12 protein-coding genes are annotated in these 16,494 nt (G+C 61.7%); 3 read left to right on the forward strand and 9 right to left on the reverse strand.

The annotated features are described in order from the left end of the window. Positions 1-15: 15 nt before the first annotated feature. Both ACQRBV_RS20250 and ACQRBV_RS20255 read right to left on the reverse strand, forming a co-directional pair. Complete coding sequence (locus ACQRBV_RS20250) at positions 16-717, reverse strand: FadR/GntR family transcriptional regulator (RefSeq protein ID WP_411984255.1); 702 nt, start codon at positions 715-717, stop codon at positions 16-18. 95 nt (positions 718-812) lie between these two features. Continuing rightward, positions 813-2,138 carry a C4-dicarboxylate transporter DctA gene (locus ACQRBV_RS20255; RefSeq protein ID WP_174554059.1) on the reverse strand — a complete coding sequence of 442 codons (1,326 nt, stop codon included), beginning with the start codon at positions 2,136-2,138 and terminating at the stop codon, positions 813-815. Between the two features lie 216 nt (positions 2,139-2,354). Here ACQRBV_RS20255 and ACQRBV_RS20260 point away from each other — a divergent pair, with 216 nt between their 5' ends. Next, a complete protein-coding gene (locus tag ACQRBV_RS20260; RefSeq protein ID WP_411984254.1) occupies positions 2,355-2,984 on the forward strand; it encodes a DNA-3-methyladenine glycosylase I in 630 nt (209 codons plus the stop codon). Between the two features lie 41 nt (positions 2,985-3,025). Here ACQRBV_RS20260 and ACQRBV_RS20265 read toward each other — a convergent pair whose 3' ends face one another. From ACQRBV_RS20265 to ACQRBV_RS20290, 6 genes are all read right to left on the reverse strand, one after another. Continuing rightward, a complete protein-coding gene (locus ACQRBV_RS20265) occupies positions 3,026-4,459 on the reverse strand; it encodes a PLP-dependent aminotransferase family protein (protein WP_411984253.1) in 1,434 nt (477 codons plus the stop codon). Between the two features lie 200 nt (positions 4,460-4,659). Continuing rightward, a complete protein-coding gene (locus ACQRBV_RS20270; protein ID WP_060752634.1) occupies positions 4,660-5,427 on the reverse strand; it encodes an SDR family oxidoreductase in 768 nt (255 codons plus the stop codon). Positions 5,428-5,448: 21 nt separating this feature from the next. After that, the gene (locus ACQRBV_RS20275; protein ID WP_411984252.1) at positions 5,449-6,516 is read right to left on the reverse strand and encodes a phosphotransferase family protein; all 1,068 of its coding nucleotides are present in this window, start codon (positions 6,514-6,516) and stop codon (positions 5,449-5,451) included. Positions 6,517-6,646: 130 nt separating this feature from the next. Beyond that, entirely contained in the window at positions 6,647-8,503 is a 1,857-nt protein-coding gene (locus ACQRBV_RS20280; RefSeq protein WP_411984251.1) for a pilus assembly protein TadG-related protein, read from the reverse strand. A 90-nt stretch (positions 8,504-8,593) separates the two neighbouring features. Beyond that, positions 8,594-9,544, reverse strand: coding sequence for a 2-hydroxyacid dehydrogenase (locus ACQRBV_RS20285; protein ID WP_244383357.1), 951 nt, complete (start codon positions 9,542-9,544; stop codon positions 8,594-8,596). A 93-nt stretch (positions 9,545-9,637) separates the two neighbouring features. Next, positions 9,638-10,162: a cysteine hydrolase family protein gene (locus ACQRBV_RS20290; RefSeq protein WP_411984250.1), complete on the reverse strand. Its 525-nt coding sequence runs from the start codon at positions 10,160-10,162 to the stop codon at positions 9,638-9,640. Between the two features lie 435 nt (positions 10,163-10,597). Here ACQRBV_RS20290 and ACQRBV_RS20295 point away from each other — a divergent pair, with 435 nt between their 5' ends. Continuing rightward, entirely contained in the window at positions 10,598-11,875 is a 1,278-nt protein-coding gene (locus ACQRBV_RS20295) for a serine/threonine transporter (RefSeq protein WP_090370692.1), read from the forward strand. A gap of 144 nt (positions 11,876-12,019) precedes the next feature. Next, complete coding sequence (locus ACQRBV_RS20300; protein ID WP_411984249.1) at positions 12,020-13,693, forward strand: SulP family inorganic anion transporter; 1,674 nt, start codon at positions 12,020-12,022, stop codon at positions 13,691-13,693. A 97-nt stretch (positions 13,694-13,790) separates the two neighbouring features. On the opposite strand, the gene acnB is transcribed toward ACQRBV_RS20300, so the two are convergent. After that, on the reverse strand, positions 13,791-16,400 hold the full coding sequence (gene acnB, locus ACQRBV_RS20305; RefSeq protein ID WP_060752641.1) for a bifunctional aconitate hydratase 2/2-methylisocitrate dehydratase: 2,610 nt from the start codon (positions 16,398-16,400) through the stop codon (positions 13,791-13,793). Positions 16,401-16,494: the final 94 nt, after the last annotated feature.

The following is a 16,494-nucleotide window of genomic DNA, read 5'->3' on the forward strand; positions in this document are numbered from 1 at the left end:
GCCTGTCTCCAATAATCAGCTGCCCAGATGGTCGTCCGGGATATTCAAGCGTATGCCCATGCGCAGACCTTCCTGAAGGATGTGCCGGCGCATCTCGGCGCTGGCCAGGGCGCTGTTCTTGTTGCGGATGGCGCGCACCACGGCTTCATTTTCCTGCAGGCGTTCGGCCAGATGTTCGGGGGAGTTGCGCAGTACCTGGGCGCTCTGCTTGAGGGCGTTGCTGGTCTGTTGCACCACGTTCTGGAAGATCGGGTTGGAGGTCAGGGCGAAGAGCTCTTCGTGGAAGTTGAGGTAGGCGTTCATCCCGGCTTCGGCGTCACCGGCGTCGAGGGCTTCGCGCATATCCATCAGGGTCAGGCGCAATTGGCCGATTTCCTTGCTGCTGATGGACTGCGCCACCAGGCCGACAATGAACGGTTCGAGGGTGTAGCGCAGTTGCAGGATGTCTTCGAGGCTGGCATCGGCCACGGTGTCACTGGCTTGGGGCTCGTTCACGCTGGTTTCGAGCACCACCACGCCCTTGCCGGGCATGGAACGCACCAGGCCGAGGGTTTCCAGCACAATCACCGCTTCGCGCAGGCTGGGGCGGCTGATGCCCATCTGTTCGGCCAGCTCGCGTTGGCCGGGCAGCATTTCACCCTGGCGCCACTGGCCCCGCTTGAGCGCGGCGCGCAGTTTTTCTACCACTGAATTGACGACGGTTGAGGTGCTGATCACGTCTGCGTCTCCTTGATGTTGCAAACACGGTTGTCAAAGTCTGGGAGGGGGCTTGCTCCCTCCCACAGTTGATCGATGTCTGCCATGAAAATGGATCAGAACTCCTGGTGTGTCGGCAGCACCGGTTTCTTGGCCTGGAAGGTATAACCCTGCTGGCCGTCGAGCACTTTGTTGGCGCGCTGGATATCGATATCTTTTTCCCATCGGGCGATGGCCACGGTCGCCACGCAGTTGCCGATCAGGTTGGTCAGCGCGCGGCCGATGCCCATAAACCAGTCCACCGCCAGTACCAGCACCAGGCCGACCACGGGAATGGCCGGGATGGCGGTGAGTGTCGCCGCCAGAATCACCAGCGCCGACCCGGGAATGCCGTGCGCGCCCTTGGAGGTGATCAATGACACCAGCAGGATGGTCAGCAAGTCGGTCATCGACAGGGGCGTGCCGGTGGCATTGGCGATGAACACAATGGCCAGGGTCAGGTAGATCGAGAAACCATCGAGGTTGAACGAATACCCGGTCGGAATCACCAGGCCCACGGTGGAGCTGCCAATCCCCAGGTGTTCGAGTTTGCGCATGATCTGTGGCAGCACCGCATCGGAGGAGGCGGTGCCCATCACGATCAGCAGTTCTTCACGCAGGTACTTGAGCAGCGGCAGCATGCGCAGGCCGGACAGACGCATCACCAGGCCCAGGATCAGCGCGACAAAGGCAAAGCAAGTCAGGTAGAACAAACCCACCAGGCTGCCCAGGTGCTGCAGCGAATCCAGGCCATAGGTACTGGTGGTAAAAGCGATCGCGCCAAACACGCCAATCGGCGCCAGCCGCACGATCATGCCCATGATGCGGAAGATGATGTGGCTCAGTTCGTTGATCAGGCGCGAAATGCCTGACGCCGCTTCACCCACCAGGTTCAGTGCGCTACCGAAGAGCACCGAGAACAGCAGCACTTGCAGCACATTGTTGTCGGCGAAGGCGCCGATCACCGAGTTGGGGATCAGGTCCATCAGGAACTGGCTGGTGCCACGGATGTGTTGGCCTTTGTCGGCCAGTTCATTCAAACCGGCGGAGGAGAGCTGCTCCAGATGGATATTGGCACCGGTGCCGATGCCGGTACTGAAGGCCATGATCAAGCCGATCACCAGGGCCACGGTGGTGAGTACTTCAAAGTAGATCACCGACTTGAGGCCGATTCGCCCGACTTTCTTCAAGTCGCCGGCACCGGAAATACCGCTGACCACCACGCAGAACACGATCAGGCCGATCAGCATCTTGATCAGCTTGATAAAGCCGTCACCCAGGGGTTTGAGTTGCGAGGAGAATTCGGGAAGGGCCAGGCCGCAGATTATGCCGAGCATCAGGCCAATCACGACTTGCAGGAAAATCGAACGCGAGCACCATCTGAGCATGGGAGGGATCTCTATTCGGTGCCCTGGTGATTCCAGGGCTTAATTGTTGTGGTATTACCGGTAAGTCCAGTGCCGGGCCAGTCTACGCCGGGTTTTTTTGAAATCACAAGTAAAAATTCAGGGCTTGACCGGTCCCGGTCTGACCAGTTGGTCGGTGAGACTCAGGCTTGAGCGGTTGGCGGGTCGGAATTTTTTTCGCTTATTATCCGCGCCTTGATTGAGAGGTAACGCATGGACAAGCCAGGGCTGACCACGGATACAACAGGGCTGACCTACTGCACTTGGCGCACCTCGGCGCCGGAATATCCGCATTATCACGACCACGAGTGGGGCGTGCCGGTGGCGGATGATATTCAGCTGTACGAGAAAATTTGCCTGGAAGGTTTTCAGGCGGGCATGGCGTGGATCACCATCTTGCGTAAGCGCGAGCAGTTCCGGGCGGCATTCGAGGGGTTTGATTTTCGGCGTGTGGCGCAATACGGCGAGGCCGATATAGAGCGCTTGATGAAAGATCCGGGCATCGTGCGTAACCGGGCGAAGATCGTGTCCACGCTCAACAATGCGCGCCGGGCGTGTGAGCTGGTGGATGAAACCGGCTCGCTGGCGCGCTGGTTGTGGGCGTTTGAACCCTCGGATGACGAGCGTCCGGCGCAGGTGGACCTGGCTTACTGGACGGGCAACCCGACGTCTGCGGCGTCGGTGCGGTTGTCGAAGGCCCTGAAGAAGCGCGGCTGGACCTACGTTGGCCCGACCACGATGTACGCGTTGATGCAGGCCATGGGCATGGTCAATGATCACCTGGAGGGCTGTGCTTGCCGGCCGCGCATTGAAGAGCTGCGCCGGCACTTCAAGCGCCCGTGAGGCGCTGATTTGCGCCTGCGAGGCTTCACCGCGTCGGCGCTCTAGCCCATCTGGCGCAGGATATCGCGCACCCGGTCCAGCGCCGGGTCGATGTCCAGCAGTTCGATCGCGCCGAACCCGAGCGTCAGGCCCTGGCGCACCGGCGCGCTATGAAAGAACACATCCAGCGGGTACAGGCCGACGTCCGCCTCCCGTGCCAACCGAATCAGCTTCGCGATATCCAGCGGCGCCTTGCACAACGCCGCCATATGAAACCCGATCACACTGGGCACCGCTTCGAACCACGGCGACAGGTCCCCGGCCAGGCGCTGCAGGATGCGCTCGCGGCGCCCGGCGTAGACCGAGTGGCAGCGGCGAATATGCTTGAGCAAACAGCCTTCGCTGATGAACTTGGCCAATGCCCATTGCGGCAACGTGGAGCTGTGCTGATCGGTCAATTGCTTGGCCTTGAGCACTGCGCCATGAATGGCTGGCGGCAGTACGGCATAGCCCAGGCGCAGCTGCGGCAGCAGGGATTTGGAGAAGGTCCCGACGTAGGCCACCAAGCCTCGGTTGTCCATGCTTTGCAGGGAGTTGGCGGGGCGACCTTCGTAGCGGAAATCACTGTCGTAGTCGTCTTCGATGATGATCGCGCCCAACGCAAGTGCGCGGGCCAGCAAGGCTTCGCGGCGCGCCAGGCTCATGGGCATGCCCAGGGGGAACTGGTGGGACGGGGTCACATAGATTAGTCGCGTGTCGTCGGGGATCTGGTCGACCTGGATACCCTGGGCATCCACCGGCACGTCGGCAATGCGCGCGCCCATGGCCGTGAACAGCTGGCGGGCGGGGCTGTAGCCGGGGTCTTCCATGGCGACGAGAGTGCCGGGTTCCACCACCACGCGGGCGATCAGGTCCAGCGCTTGTTGCGCGCCGTTGGTGACCACAATGTCATTGGCGTGGCATTTCACCCCGCGAGAAAAGGCGATATGCCCGGCGATAGCCTCGCGCAATGCCGGCAGACCTTCCGGTTGGCTGTAAAAACCGCTGTTGAGTGCGACACGACGTAATGCATCCTGGGTACAACGTCGCCATTCATCCTGGGGAAATTGATTGCGCGTGGTGGCCCCGCCGAGGAATTCATAACGCAGGGTTTTCTCAGGTGTGGGGTGGTGCATGGGCGAGGGCAACGCGGCCCATTTTTCCAGGTTGGCGACACAGGCCAGGTCGGCGGCGGTTTGCAGGCGCTCGGGCGGCGGCGCCCAGGCGTTGACGAAGGTGCCCCGGCCGATCTTGCCGACCAGCAACCCTTCATACGTCAGCGTGGCGTAGGTGTCGGAGACGGTCTTGCGTGATATGCCTAGCTGCTCGGCGAGCAGGCGGCTGGGAGGCAGTTGCGCGCCGGCCGAAAGCCGCCCGGCGGCGATGGCTTCGCGCAACTGCTGGTAAAGCTGGGCGGCCAGGTCCTTGCGGCCATTGATGACGAGGTGCAATTCCATGTTTCATCCTGGGACAGATCGGTCTGCGCCAAGGTTACCCGCAAATCCCCCCTGATACTTGTAGTGAGCGGGCTTGCCCCGCGCTGGGGGGCGCAGCCGCCCTAAACCCAGGCACCTCGGTTGTCCTGAAACACCGCGGCGTCCATGTTGGGGCGGCTTCGCCCCCCAGCGCGGGACGAGCCCGCTCACTACAGTTGGGTTCAGGACAGGAAGCCGCCGTCCACATTCAGCGATACACCGGTGGTGTAGCTCGACGCATCACTGGCCAGGAACAATACCGCACCGGCCATCTCGCTCGGGTCGGCGACACGCTTGAGCGGGATCTGCGCCAGGGCCATTTTCAGGATCGAATCGTTCTTCACCAGCGCCGAGGCGAATTTGGTATCGGTCAGGCCCGGCAGCAGCGCGTTGCAACGAATGCCGAACGCCGCACATTCCTTGGCGAACACCTTGGTCATGTTGATCACGGCCGCCTTGGTCACCGAGTAGATGCCCTGGAACACGCCTGGGGAAATGCCGTTGATCGAGGCCACGTTGATGATGCTGCCGCCGCCGTTCTCGCGCATCAATTTACCGGCCTCCACCGACATGAAGAAATAGCCGCGAATGTTCACGTCGACGGTCTTCTGGAACGCGCCGAGGTCGGTGTCCAGCACATTGCAGAATTGCGGGTTGGTCGCCGCGTTATTGACCAGGATGTCCAGGCGCCCGAACTGTTCCCGGATGCCGGCGAACACTTGGGTGATCTGCTCCATTTCACCAATATGGCAGGCAATCGCGGTGGCTTTGCCGCCGTCGGCGATGATCGCGTCGGCCACGTGCTGGCAGCCCTCCAGCTTGCGGCTGGACACGATCACGTGGGCGCCTTGCTGGGCCAGCAGCTTGGCGATGGCCTCACCGATACCGCGGCTGGCACCGGAAACAAAGGCGATCTTGCCGTCGAGGTCGAACAGGTTGGTCTTGGACATGAGGTTTCCTTGTTCTGGTAATCAGAGTGCAGATTTGGCGATGACATTCAGGCTCATCTGCTCGAGCAGCTTGTTCATCTGGATGAACTGCGCAAAGCGTTTGTCCTGGGTCTGGCCATGGAAGAAACGGTAGTAGATCTGCTGCACGATCCCGGCCAGGCGGAACAGGCCATAGGTGTAGTAGAAGTCGAAGTTGTCGATCTGCAGGCCGGAACGTTCGGCGTAGTAATCGACAAACTGACGGCGGGTGAGCATGCCGGGGGCGTTGCTCGGCTGGCGGCGCATCAGTTGCACGGGTGCGGGGTCGGCGGCTTCGATCCAGTAGGCGAGGGTGTTGCCCAAGTCCATCAAGGGGTCGCCGAGGGTGGTCAACTCCCAGTCCAGTACGCCGATGATCTGCATCGGGTTGTGCGGGTCGAGGATCACGTTGTCGAAACGGTAGTCGTTGTGCACGATGCTGGACGTCGGATGGTCGGCCGGCATCTTGTCGTTGAGCCACAGACGCACTTTCTCCCAACTGGGCGCGTCCGGGGTCAAGGCCTTTTCGTAACGCTCGCTCCAGCCACGAATCTGCCGTGCGACATAGCCTTCGGGTTTACCCAGGTCGGCCAGGCCGCAGGCGGTGTAATCCACTTGGTGCAGTTCGACGAATTTATCGATGAAGCTTTTGCACAGGGCTTCGGTTCTGGTCGCGTCCAGCTCCAGTTCGGCCGGCAGGTCAGAGCGCAGGATGATGCCGTTGACCCGTTCCATGACGTAGAACTCGGCGCCGATCACCGATTCATCCGTGCAATGCACGTAGGCTTTCGGGCAGTACGGGAACCCATCCCTGAGCTGATTGAGAATGCGGTATTCGCGGCCCATGTCGTGGGCGGACTTGGCCTTGTGGCCAAATGGCGGGCGGCGCAGTACGAACTCCTGGCCCGGGTATTCCAGCAGGTAAGTCAGGTTGGACGCACCGCCGGGGAATTGGCTGATCTTGACTGTGCCGCTCAGCCCCGGAATGTGGGCCTTGAGGTAAGGATCGATCAGGCTGGCATCCAGTTCTTCGCCTGGGCGGATCTGAGTCGATTGGTCGTTAAGCGCCATGCTTATCCCTTCTGCTTATTTTAAAGGCCGTGGACTATTGGCTAATCTAATGCGCGCCGCCGCTCAGCGACAAGGTCGGGGCGGCTTAATAGGTTAGCGTGTTGGAGGATGATCAGCGGGCCTGATGTGCTCAAATCACCAGCACGGCACGGCCGCCGGGAGTACAGGACAGGTTGGCACCGATTTCGACTTTTGCCAGGTCCACGCCCAGGCCGGCGAGCAGGTTATTGACCAGCGGGTCGAGCAAAGGGCTGAGCAGGCCGGAGATGACCCCGCTGAGCAGGTTCAGCACGCCGGTCAGCACGTCGACCACCAGGCCCACCACCAAACCGAGAAGCCCGGTGAGTGTCGGTGTATGGCTGGTCAGCCGGATACCGTTGAGGGTGTCGCTCAAGCTGCCGACCACGTTATTGGCGCTGAAACTGAAATAGCTCGGCGGTTGCTTGACCTCCGGTGGCGACACATAGACATGGGCGCGGGTGGTCTTGGCCACGCTGCTGTCGACGCGCAGGCTCAGGCCGCCGACTGCGTAGGGTTGTCGTGGGTCGCACACGCCTTTGCTGCAGGTCTTGACGCCAAGGTCGAGGAGCGGGAAGTCGTCGACTTTCAGCGGGGCGGTGGATGAGAACAGGTTCTTCGGGTCGACCTGGCCCACCATCAGCCTGACGGCTGAGGTGGTGCCTGACACCGAGAGGGATTTGTCGGCGGGCCCGTTGCAACCATAGCCGGTCACGTAGCTGCTGCCGCTGGCGGCCTCCAGGGCGATATCGATTTGCGTGCCAGGCACCACATCCAATGAGCTGCCCAGCAGCAAACCCACCAGGTCGGTGACCAGGCCGATCACCTTGGTGAGCCCGTCGATCACCGGCAGTTTAAGGGAAATCCAGGTCCTGACTTGCGCCGTGCGCACCGCAATCGGCTGGGTGTCGATCAACTGCGGGTTACCGATAGCGGAGATCTGGGCAGGCTCGATGACCCGGGTCTTGACCGTGACATTCAACAAGCCCAGCACATCGACCGGCAGCTCGACCGCCACCGCGCTGGCCTTGTTCGACAGTTGCACAAAGCCCTGGATCAGGTTGAACAGTTGCAAGTCGACATTCAGTGCGCTTTTATCGGTGCCGTTCTGGATCTTGACCAGGTCACCCAGGTGCAGGATCTGCGTGCCGGGTGCGATCAGCTTGATGGTTTCCAGGTTGTTGATCACCACTTGGACCGCGTCGCCGCCCAGCTTGAGCACGTCGATGGCGGCCTGGATCAACTGGCCAACGGTGGCGTCGGTCTGGAGCAGTTGGTCGTAGTTGCCGGCGCTGACATTCAGGCGGATGGCCAGGGCATCCAGGTAGCTGAGCAGGCTGATATCGGTGTTGATCAAGCCATTCCAACCCACCGCGTCGAGCTGCAGCTTGCCGCCCAGCAGGCCGCCGATCAGGCCATTGAGGGCGGCGGACTGAGTGCTGTCTATCGTCAGCAAGGTGCTGCGCACGGTGAGTGTGGCCACCGGTGGTGCGGGGGCGGCGGCCACGGCGGTGGCGCTCAGCAGCGTGGTCAGGCTGATGGGCTGTGCCGAAAACAGTGTGTGCAGGGCATGGGCGATGCTGGTGGCAACGCGGTGGGTGGCGATCACCTGGATCGCATCGGTTTTGCTCGGGTCGGCGCTGAAGGTGCGCATAAAGTCCGCGCCGGTGGCCAGGGCGCCGCAGGCGGTGCTCAACGTACGGTTTGCATCGACCGGGAAGTCATTGCGCAGGGCGCTTTGGGTCGCGAATTGCGCGGCATTGTCATTCGGCGCCGTGCATTTGCCGCCGCGGCTGACGGCTTCCAGCGCCGCAGTGTCGACGACGCGTTGCAGCTTGCGTTTTTCCAGGTACAGGCGGCCACTGTCGACCACCAATAGCAGAAACAACAGCGCGATCCCAAGCGTCAATGCGCCGATCAAACCAATGGCACCGCGTTGACGGGCCGGGCCGGGTCCATGGCCAACCATTGTGCGTTCCTTCGCCGGTCCTGCACCGGCGTCCTGAGCATCCCCGCATGCAGTGTAGACAGGTTTTACGACGTAGCTGGCTAATCGCTACTAGTTGCGTGGCGGGAGGGGGACCGGGGTCAGCACCGGACGGCCGGCGAAATATTCCACCAGGTTGTCGGCCACGCGTTGCACCGTGTCATGGGCGGCTTCCGGCGACAGGCCGGCCACATGCGAGGTGAGCACGGTATTACTCAGGCGCTTGAGGGCGTCTGGCACTTTGGGCTCATCATCGAATACATCCAGCGCCGCGCCGCCGATACGCCGTTGCTCAAGGGCGGCGACCAGGTCAGCGGTGACCACCACGCTGCCACGTCCGATGTTCACCAGATAGCCGTTCGGCCCCAGGGCGTCGAGCGCATGGCGATCGATCAGATGGCGGGTGCCCGCGCCGCCCGGCGTGGCCAGGATCAGGAAGTCTGAGGTGCGCGCCAGTTCTATCGCCGTTGCGCAGTAGGTGTAGTCCACATCATCACGGGGCTGGCGGTTGTGATAACTGACCTCCATGCCGAAACCGAGTGAAGCGCGCTTGGCGATCTCCATGCCGACTGCACCGAGCCCGAGAATGCCCAATTGTTTACCGCCCAGGGAAGGGCGCATGACCTTCGGCCATTCACTGCGCCGTACCGCCGCATCGGTCTGGGGAATACCGCGCACCAGCGACAGCAGCAACGCCATGGCGTGGTCGGCCACCGACGGCGCATTCACCCCGGCGCCATTGGTCACCACGATCCCGCGATTGCTCGCCGCCTGCAGGTCCACATGCTCGTAGCCGGCACCGATCACGCAGATGATCTCCAGCAGCGGCAACGCAGCGATTTCCTCGGCGTACAGCCCCAGTGGCCCACGGGTCAGCACAGCCTTGATCTGCCCGCCGTGGGTCTTGATCGCCTGGGCGCGTTCGGCGGGCGTCGGAGCCAGGATTACATGGAACTCGCTGTCCTCGATGATGGACAGGTAGTCGTTGATGGTTTCAACCAGGACCAGAACAGTGGTGGACATCGCAAGGCTCTTCCTGAAGGGTTTGATAGGGGCAGTATGCGGGATTTGTAGGGCGGAACAATTTGTCCGATCAGAAAATCCCGCATGGGGCGGCTAAAAAACCACATCCAGCGATTTGACTCGCTTCACAAACGCGCCCGCCAACGTCGCATTGTGATGCTCAATGATCGCCTCGGCCTTCAGCGCCGGGGTGTCCATGCACGTATGGCCATCCTCCGGCAACACCACCGAGAAACCCAGCTCGGCTGCCACTCGACAGGTGGTGTCGATACAGAACTGGGTCTTCATGCCCACGATCACCAATTCATTGACCTGCGCCGCTGCCAGTTGCTGCGCCAGGCGGGTGCCGAGAAAGCAACTGGGGCGGGTTTTATCGAACAGATGGTCGCGGGCCGGGTCGACGTCCAGGCCCGGCCAGAGCTGCCAGAGCGCGCTGCCGGCTGCGATCGGTGAACCCTCGGGGCCGGTGTGGCGGGCCACGAATATCGGTGCCTGGGCTTTGCGAGCGCGCTGAATCAGCTGGTTGATGGTGCCCAGAACGCGTTCGCGCTCGAAGGGTTTTTCCGGCCCATCGTATAAACCGGTTTGCATATCGATGATCAACAGGGCGTTAGCCATGGTCTTGCTCCTTGCAGTGGCCAGAGGGCGAGGCAATAAAAAGGCCCCGTCCATTGCTGGCGGGGCCTTGGGTTGTTTGGGGGTGTCTCTAGTTCACGCACCCACGGCAACCGCACGACCCGCCATGAGCGGTCGTGGTGGTGGTACGGGTGAGGCGCAACGGGATTGGGTTCATGGTTTGATGATGCGGGGAAGGGCGGCGGGCTGTCAATGGACACGACTGAAAGCCCTTCCGGTTGCCCTGTATTGTGCTGCGGCCCGCTGATACCGCGGCTTATGGCCGACCTTGCGCATCTGCACCGCAACACCGTTCCTCAGCTAAGTCTTTGCTTATTCGAAAGAATCCCGGAGAATCGCGCGCTTGTTATGGCTGGGGCGCTGCCTGTCAGGTATTTCTGACTCGTCCCGGCCGTGTGAATGCGGAGATCCGACCGGATGAATGATCAGGCCAATAGCGTCGACGAACGTTATGCAACGACACCTGCAACCCTCACAAGCTGGAGCCGCCAGGACACGACCTGGATGCTCGGCCTGTTCGGCACCGCCATTGGCGCCGGTACTTTGTTCTTGCCGATCAACGCGGGTCTGGGGGGCTTCTGGCCGCTGGTGATCCTCGCGGTACTGGCATTCCCGATGACATTCTTTGCCCACCGTGGCCTGACCCGTTTCGTCTTGTCCGGCCGCGACGGTTCCGACATTACCGATGTCGTCGAAGAGCATTTCGGCCTCAAGGCCGGCGCATTGATCACCCTGTTGTACTTCTTCGCGATCTTCCCGATCCTGCTGATCTACAGCGTGGCGCTGACCAACACGGTCAGCAGCTTCATGGAGCACCAATTGCACATCCTGCCGCCGCCTCGTGCGGTCCTGGCGTTCGTGCTGATCCTCGGCCTGCTGGCGGTAGTGCGCTGCGGTGAACAAGTGATCGTCAAGGCCATGAGCCTGATGGTGTACCCGTTCATCGTGGCCTTGCTGTTCCTGGCGGTGTACCTGGTGCCGCACTGGACCGGCGGCATCCTGAGCACCGCCAACGAAGTGCCGGCACCCTCGGCGCTGCTTAACACGCTGTGGCTGGCGATTCCGGTGATGGTGTTCTCGTTCAACCATTCGCCGATCATCTCGGCGTTCGCCGTTGATCAGAAACGCCAGTACGGCGCCCACGCTGATGAGCGCAGTTCACAGATCCTGTCCCGCGCGCACCTGTTGATGGTGGCGATGGTGCTGTTCTTCGTGTTCAGTTGTGTGTTGACCTTGTCGCCGGCGCAACTGGCGGAAGCGAAAGCCCAGAACTTGTCGATCCTGTCGTACCTGGCCAACCACTTCGATAACCCGACTATCGCTTTCGCCGCGCCGCTGATTGCATTTGTGGCGATTGCCAAGTCGTTCCTTGGCCACTACATCGGGGCCAGCGAAGGTCTCAAGGGCCTGGTGCTCAAGACCGGTCGCCGTCCGGCCGCCAAGTCACTGGACCGCCTGACCGCCGCGTTTATGCTGATCGTGTGCTGGCTCGTTGCCACGCTTAACCCAAGCATCCTTGGCATGATCGAAACCCTGGGCGGCCCGGTGATCGCATCGATCCTGTTCCTGATGCCGATGTACGCGATTCGCAAGGTGCCGGCCATGGCCAAGTACCGCGGGCAGGCATCCAACGTGTTCGTCACGGCCGTGGGCCTGGTGGCAATCACGGCGTTGATCTACTCGCTGCTGTCCTGACCTCAGGGCGTTAGGCACACAGCCGATTCGCGCACACCGCGAATCGGCTTTTTTTTGCCGGTACAAAAGCTGACGCGGCTCAACCACGGCCCGGCAATGAGGGCTAAGCTTACGCACGCTTTTTGCCAGGATGGGTTGGGCCGATTGAAGACTGAAACCGATGTACCTGCCGCCGTACCCTCAAACCGTATCCAAGACCTGCTGGCCGGATTATCCATTGCCGGTTTGCTCCTGCCGGAGGCCGTGGCCTATTCCAGCATTGCCGCACTGCCGCCTCAGGCCGGGGTGATTGCCTTGTTTGCCGGGCTGGTGTGCTACGGCCTGTTCGGCACCAGCCGTTTTGCGATTGTCTCGGCCACCTCGTCATCAGCGGCCGTGTTGGCGGCGGCAACGGCCAGCCTGGCCGGTGATGACCCGGCCCTGAGGCTGTCCCTGGCCTTCGGATTGGTATTGCTCACTGGGGTGTTTTTCCTGTTGGCCGGCCTGTTCAAGCTCGGCGGCGTCACCTCGTTCATCGCCAAGCCGGTGTTGCGTGGCTTTGCTTTCGGCCTGGCGCTGACCATCATCCTCAAGCAATTGGCCAGTGTGGTGGGCGTGCACCTGACCGATAACAACCTGATCCGTTTTCTACCGCAGTTGCTGGAGCAACTGCCGCGCTGGAACTGGCCTGCGGCCCTGGTGGCGGCTCTGGCGTTGCTGGTGCTGTGGCTGTGCGCGCGCTTGCCGCGCGTGCCTGGTGGGCTGGTGGTTGTGGTGCTGGGCATCGCTGCCGGGCAGTATCTGGACCTGCAGGCTCATGGCGTGGCGCTGATCGGCATGATCGACCTGCGCCTGGAGCTGGGGCATTTGCCAGTGCTGCCGTTTGCCGATTGGCTGCGCCTGGGCGAGTTGGCGTTTGCGCTGGTGATGATCCTGTACGCCGAGTCCTACGGCTCTATCAGTTCGTTCGCGCTCAAGCATGGCGACCGTGTGTCGTCCAACCGCGACCTGCTCGCGCTGGGTGCGGCCAACCTGGTTTCAGGGCTGTTCCACGGCATGCCGGCCGGTGCCGGGTACTCCGCGACGTCGGCCAATGAGGCGGCTGGCGCTTATTCACGCTTGGCGGGGATCGTCGCGGCGCTGGTGACCTTGCTGATTGTGCTGACGGTGCTGCCCTATGTCGCGCTCACGCCGGAGCCGGTGCTGGCGGCCGTCGTTATCTATGCGCTGGGGCGCGGCTTGAGTTTGCAGCCGCTGGGGCGTTATTTCCTCTGGCGGCGCGATCGCTTGCTGGTGATCTGTGCGGTGGCGGCGGTGCTGGTATTGGGGGTGCTGGATGGTTTGCTGCTCGCGGTCGCAATCAGTGTGATGCTGATGCTGCGTCAGATGTCGTCAGCCGATATCCAGGTACTGGGGCGCCTGGGTGACAGCCATGACTTTGTCGACCGTCAGCACCATGCCGATGCTTCGGCTGTACCGGGGGTACTGATCGTACGGCCCAGCGAAGCCCTGTTTTTTGCGAATGCCGAGCGCATCCTTGGCGCGGCCTTGCGCCTGATGCGGCAGTCGCCGGTCGAGGCGATGGTGTTGAGCCTGGAGGAATCACCGGACCTTGACGGCACCAGCATCGAAGCGCTGGCGGCATTTTTTGCCCAGGTCCACGCGCTGGGCAAGCGCCTGGTGCTGGCTCGTGTGCGACACGATGCCCGCGAGGTCTTGCAGGGGTTGCCTGAAGCGTTGGCACCGCAGGTGCGGCTCAGTGGCTTGAGTGTCGATGGCGCGGTGCAATTGGCGCTTGAGATGAGTAACGCCTCCCACAGTGATAGCGTTAAGTCTTAACTGGGGTATTAGGGAAAGCCCCCACATTTTTGTATTCCGGGCATAAAAAAACGCCGCGTATCTTGCGATGCGCGGCGTCCTTTACATCAACATACCGTTAAGCTTGAACTACCGGAATGTTGGCGCTTGCTGCGATCTTGCGGAACTCGGCGATCTGGTCGAAGTTCAGGTAGCGATAGACGTCACTGGCCATGGTGTCCAGTTTCGCTGCGTAACCCATGTACTCTTCGACGGTCGGCAGGCGACCCAGGGTGGAAGCCACGGCCGCCAGCTCAGCCGAAGCCAGGTAGACGTTCGCGCCGTCACCCAGACGGTTCGGGAAGTTACGGGTCGAGGTCGACACCACGGTCGAGTTCGGCTCTACGCGTGCCTGGTTACCCATGCACAGCGAGCAGCCTGGCATTTCCATGCGTGCGCCAGCCTTGCCGTAGATGCCGTAGTAGCCTTCTTCGGTCAGTTGGTGAGCGTCCATCTTGGTCGGCGGCGACAGCCACAGACGGGTTGGCAGCTGACCCTTGACCTGTTCCAGCAGCTTACCGGCAGCGCGGAAGTGACCGATGTTGGTCATGCACGAACCGATGAACACTTCGTCGATCTTCTCGCCGGCAACGCTCGACAGCAGACGGGCATCGTCCGGGTCGTTCGGTGCACAGAGGATAGGCTCGTTGATGTCGTTCAGGTCGATCTCGATGACTTCGGCGTATTCCGCGTCGGCATCGGCTTCCATCAGTTCAGGGTTGGCGACCCAGGCTTCCATCGCTTGGGCGCGACGTTCCAGGGTGCGTGCATCGCCGTAGCCTTCGCCGATCATCCAACGCAGCAGGGTGATGTTGGAGTTCAGGTACTCGGTGATGGACTCTTTCGACAGCTTGATGGTGCAACCGGCAGCCGAACGTTCGGCCGAGGCGTCGGACAGTTCGAAAGCCTGTTCCAGCGTCAGGTCGTTCAGGCCTTCGATCTCCAGGATGCGGCCGGAGAAGGCGTTCTTCTTGCCTTTCTTCTCGACGGTCAGCAGGCCGGACTGGATGGCGTAGTAAGGAATGGCATGAACCAGATCACGCAGGGTGATGCCAGGTTTCATTTTGCCTTTGAAGCGCACCAGGATCGATTCCGGCATGTCCAGCGGCATGACGCCGGTGGCGGCGGCGAACGCCACCAGGCCGGAACCGGCCGGGAACGAGATGCCCATCGGGAAGCGGGTGTGGGAGTCACCACCGGTACCGACGGTATCCGGCAGCAGCATGCGGTTCAGCCAGCTGTGGATGATGCCGTCGCCAGGGCGCAGCGATACGCCGCCACGGGTCATGATGAAGTCAGGCAGGGTGTGGTGGGTGGTCACGTCGATCGGCTTTGGATAGGCCGCGGTGTGGCAGAAGGACTGCATTACCAGATCGGTCGAGAAGCCCAGGCACGCCAGGTCTTTGAGTTCGTCACGGGTCATTGGACCGGTGGTGTCCTGGGAACCCACGGTGGTCATCTTCGGCTCGCAATAGGTGCCTGGACGAACGCCTTTGCCTTCCGGCAGGCCGCAAGCCTTGCCGACCATCTTCTGTGCCAGGGTGTAGCCTTTGCCGGTATCGACAGGGGCTTCAGGCAGCTTGAACAGGTCGGTAGGGCCGAGGCCCAGTTCAGCGCGGGCCTTTTCAGTGAGGCCACGACCGATGATCAGCGGGATACGGCCGCCGGCGCGGACTTCGTCCAGCAGCACCGGGGTCTTCATTTCGAAGGTGGCCAGGACTTCGTCGGTACCGTGCTTGCAGACTTTGCCGGCATGCGGGTACAGGTCGATCACGTCGCCCATGTTCAGGTTGGACACGTCGAACTCGATCGGCAATGCGCCAGCATCTTCCATGGTGTTGTAGAAGATCGGGGCGATCTTGCTGCCGAAGCAGAAGCCGCCGGCACGCTTGTTCGGTACGTAAGGCACGTCGTCGCCGAAGAACCACAGTACGGAGTTGGTTGCCGATTTACGCGACGAACCGGTGCCGACCACGTCGCCCACGTAGGCGATCGGGAAGCCTTGGCCGCGCATTTCTTCGATCTGCTTCATCGGGCCGGTCTTGCCTTGCTCGTCCGGTACGATGCCTTCGCGGGCCATTTTCAGCATGGCCAGGGCGTGCAGCGGGATATCAGGGCGGGACCAGGCATCCGGGGCAGGGGACAGGTCGTCGGTGTTGGTTTCGCCGGTGACCTTGAACACGCGCAGGCTGATCTTGTCGGCCAGGGTCGGACGGTTCTTGAACCATTCGCCGTCGGCCCAGGACTGGATCACGGCCTTGGCATGCACGTTGCCGTTCTTGGCTTTTTCGGACACGTCGTGGAACGCATCGAACATCAGCAGGGTGTGCTTGAGTTGGTCGGCCGCGACAGGTGCCAGGGTGGCATCGTCCAGCAGTTCGACCAGGGTCACGATGTTGTAGCCGCCTTGCATGGTGCCCAGCAGTTCAACGGCGCGTTGCTTGCTGATCAGGGGGGAAGTGGCTTCGCCCTTGGCCAGGGCAGACAGGAAACCGGCCTTGACGTAGGCAGCTTCGTCAACGCCTGGTGGAATGCGGTTGGTGATCAGGTCAACGAGGAATTCTTCTTCGCCAGCCGGAGGATTTTTCAGCAGCTCGACCAGGCCTGCGGTTTGTTCGGCGTTAAGCGGCTGGGGAACGATACCCAGTGCTGCGCGCTCTTCGATATGTTTGCGGTAGGCTTCAAGCACAGTTATTACCCTCATCAGTGGTCCCACGGGACGCTCATCCAGAAATGAACGGCACGCATGCGCTCAGGGGCTTTTTGGGCCGCAAAGCCAGCGC

It is taken from the genome of Pseudomonas sp. R11F, assembly GCF_050312575.1.
Taxonomy (GTDB): domain Bacteria; phylum Pseudomonadota; class Gammaproteobacteria; order Pseudomonadales; family Pseudomonadaceae; genus Aquipseudomonas; species Aquipseudomonas palleroniana.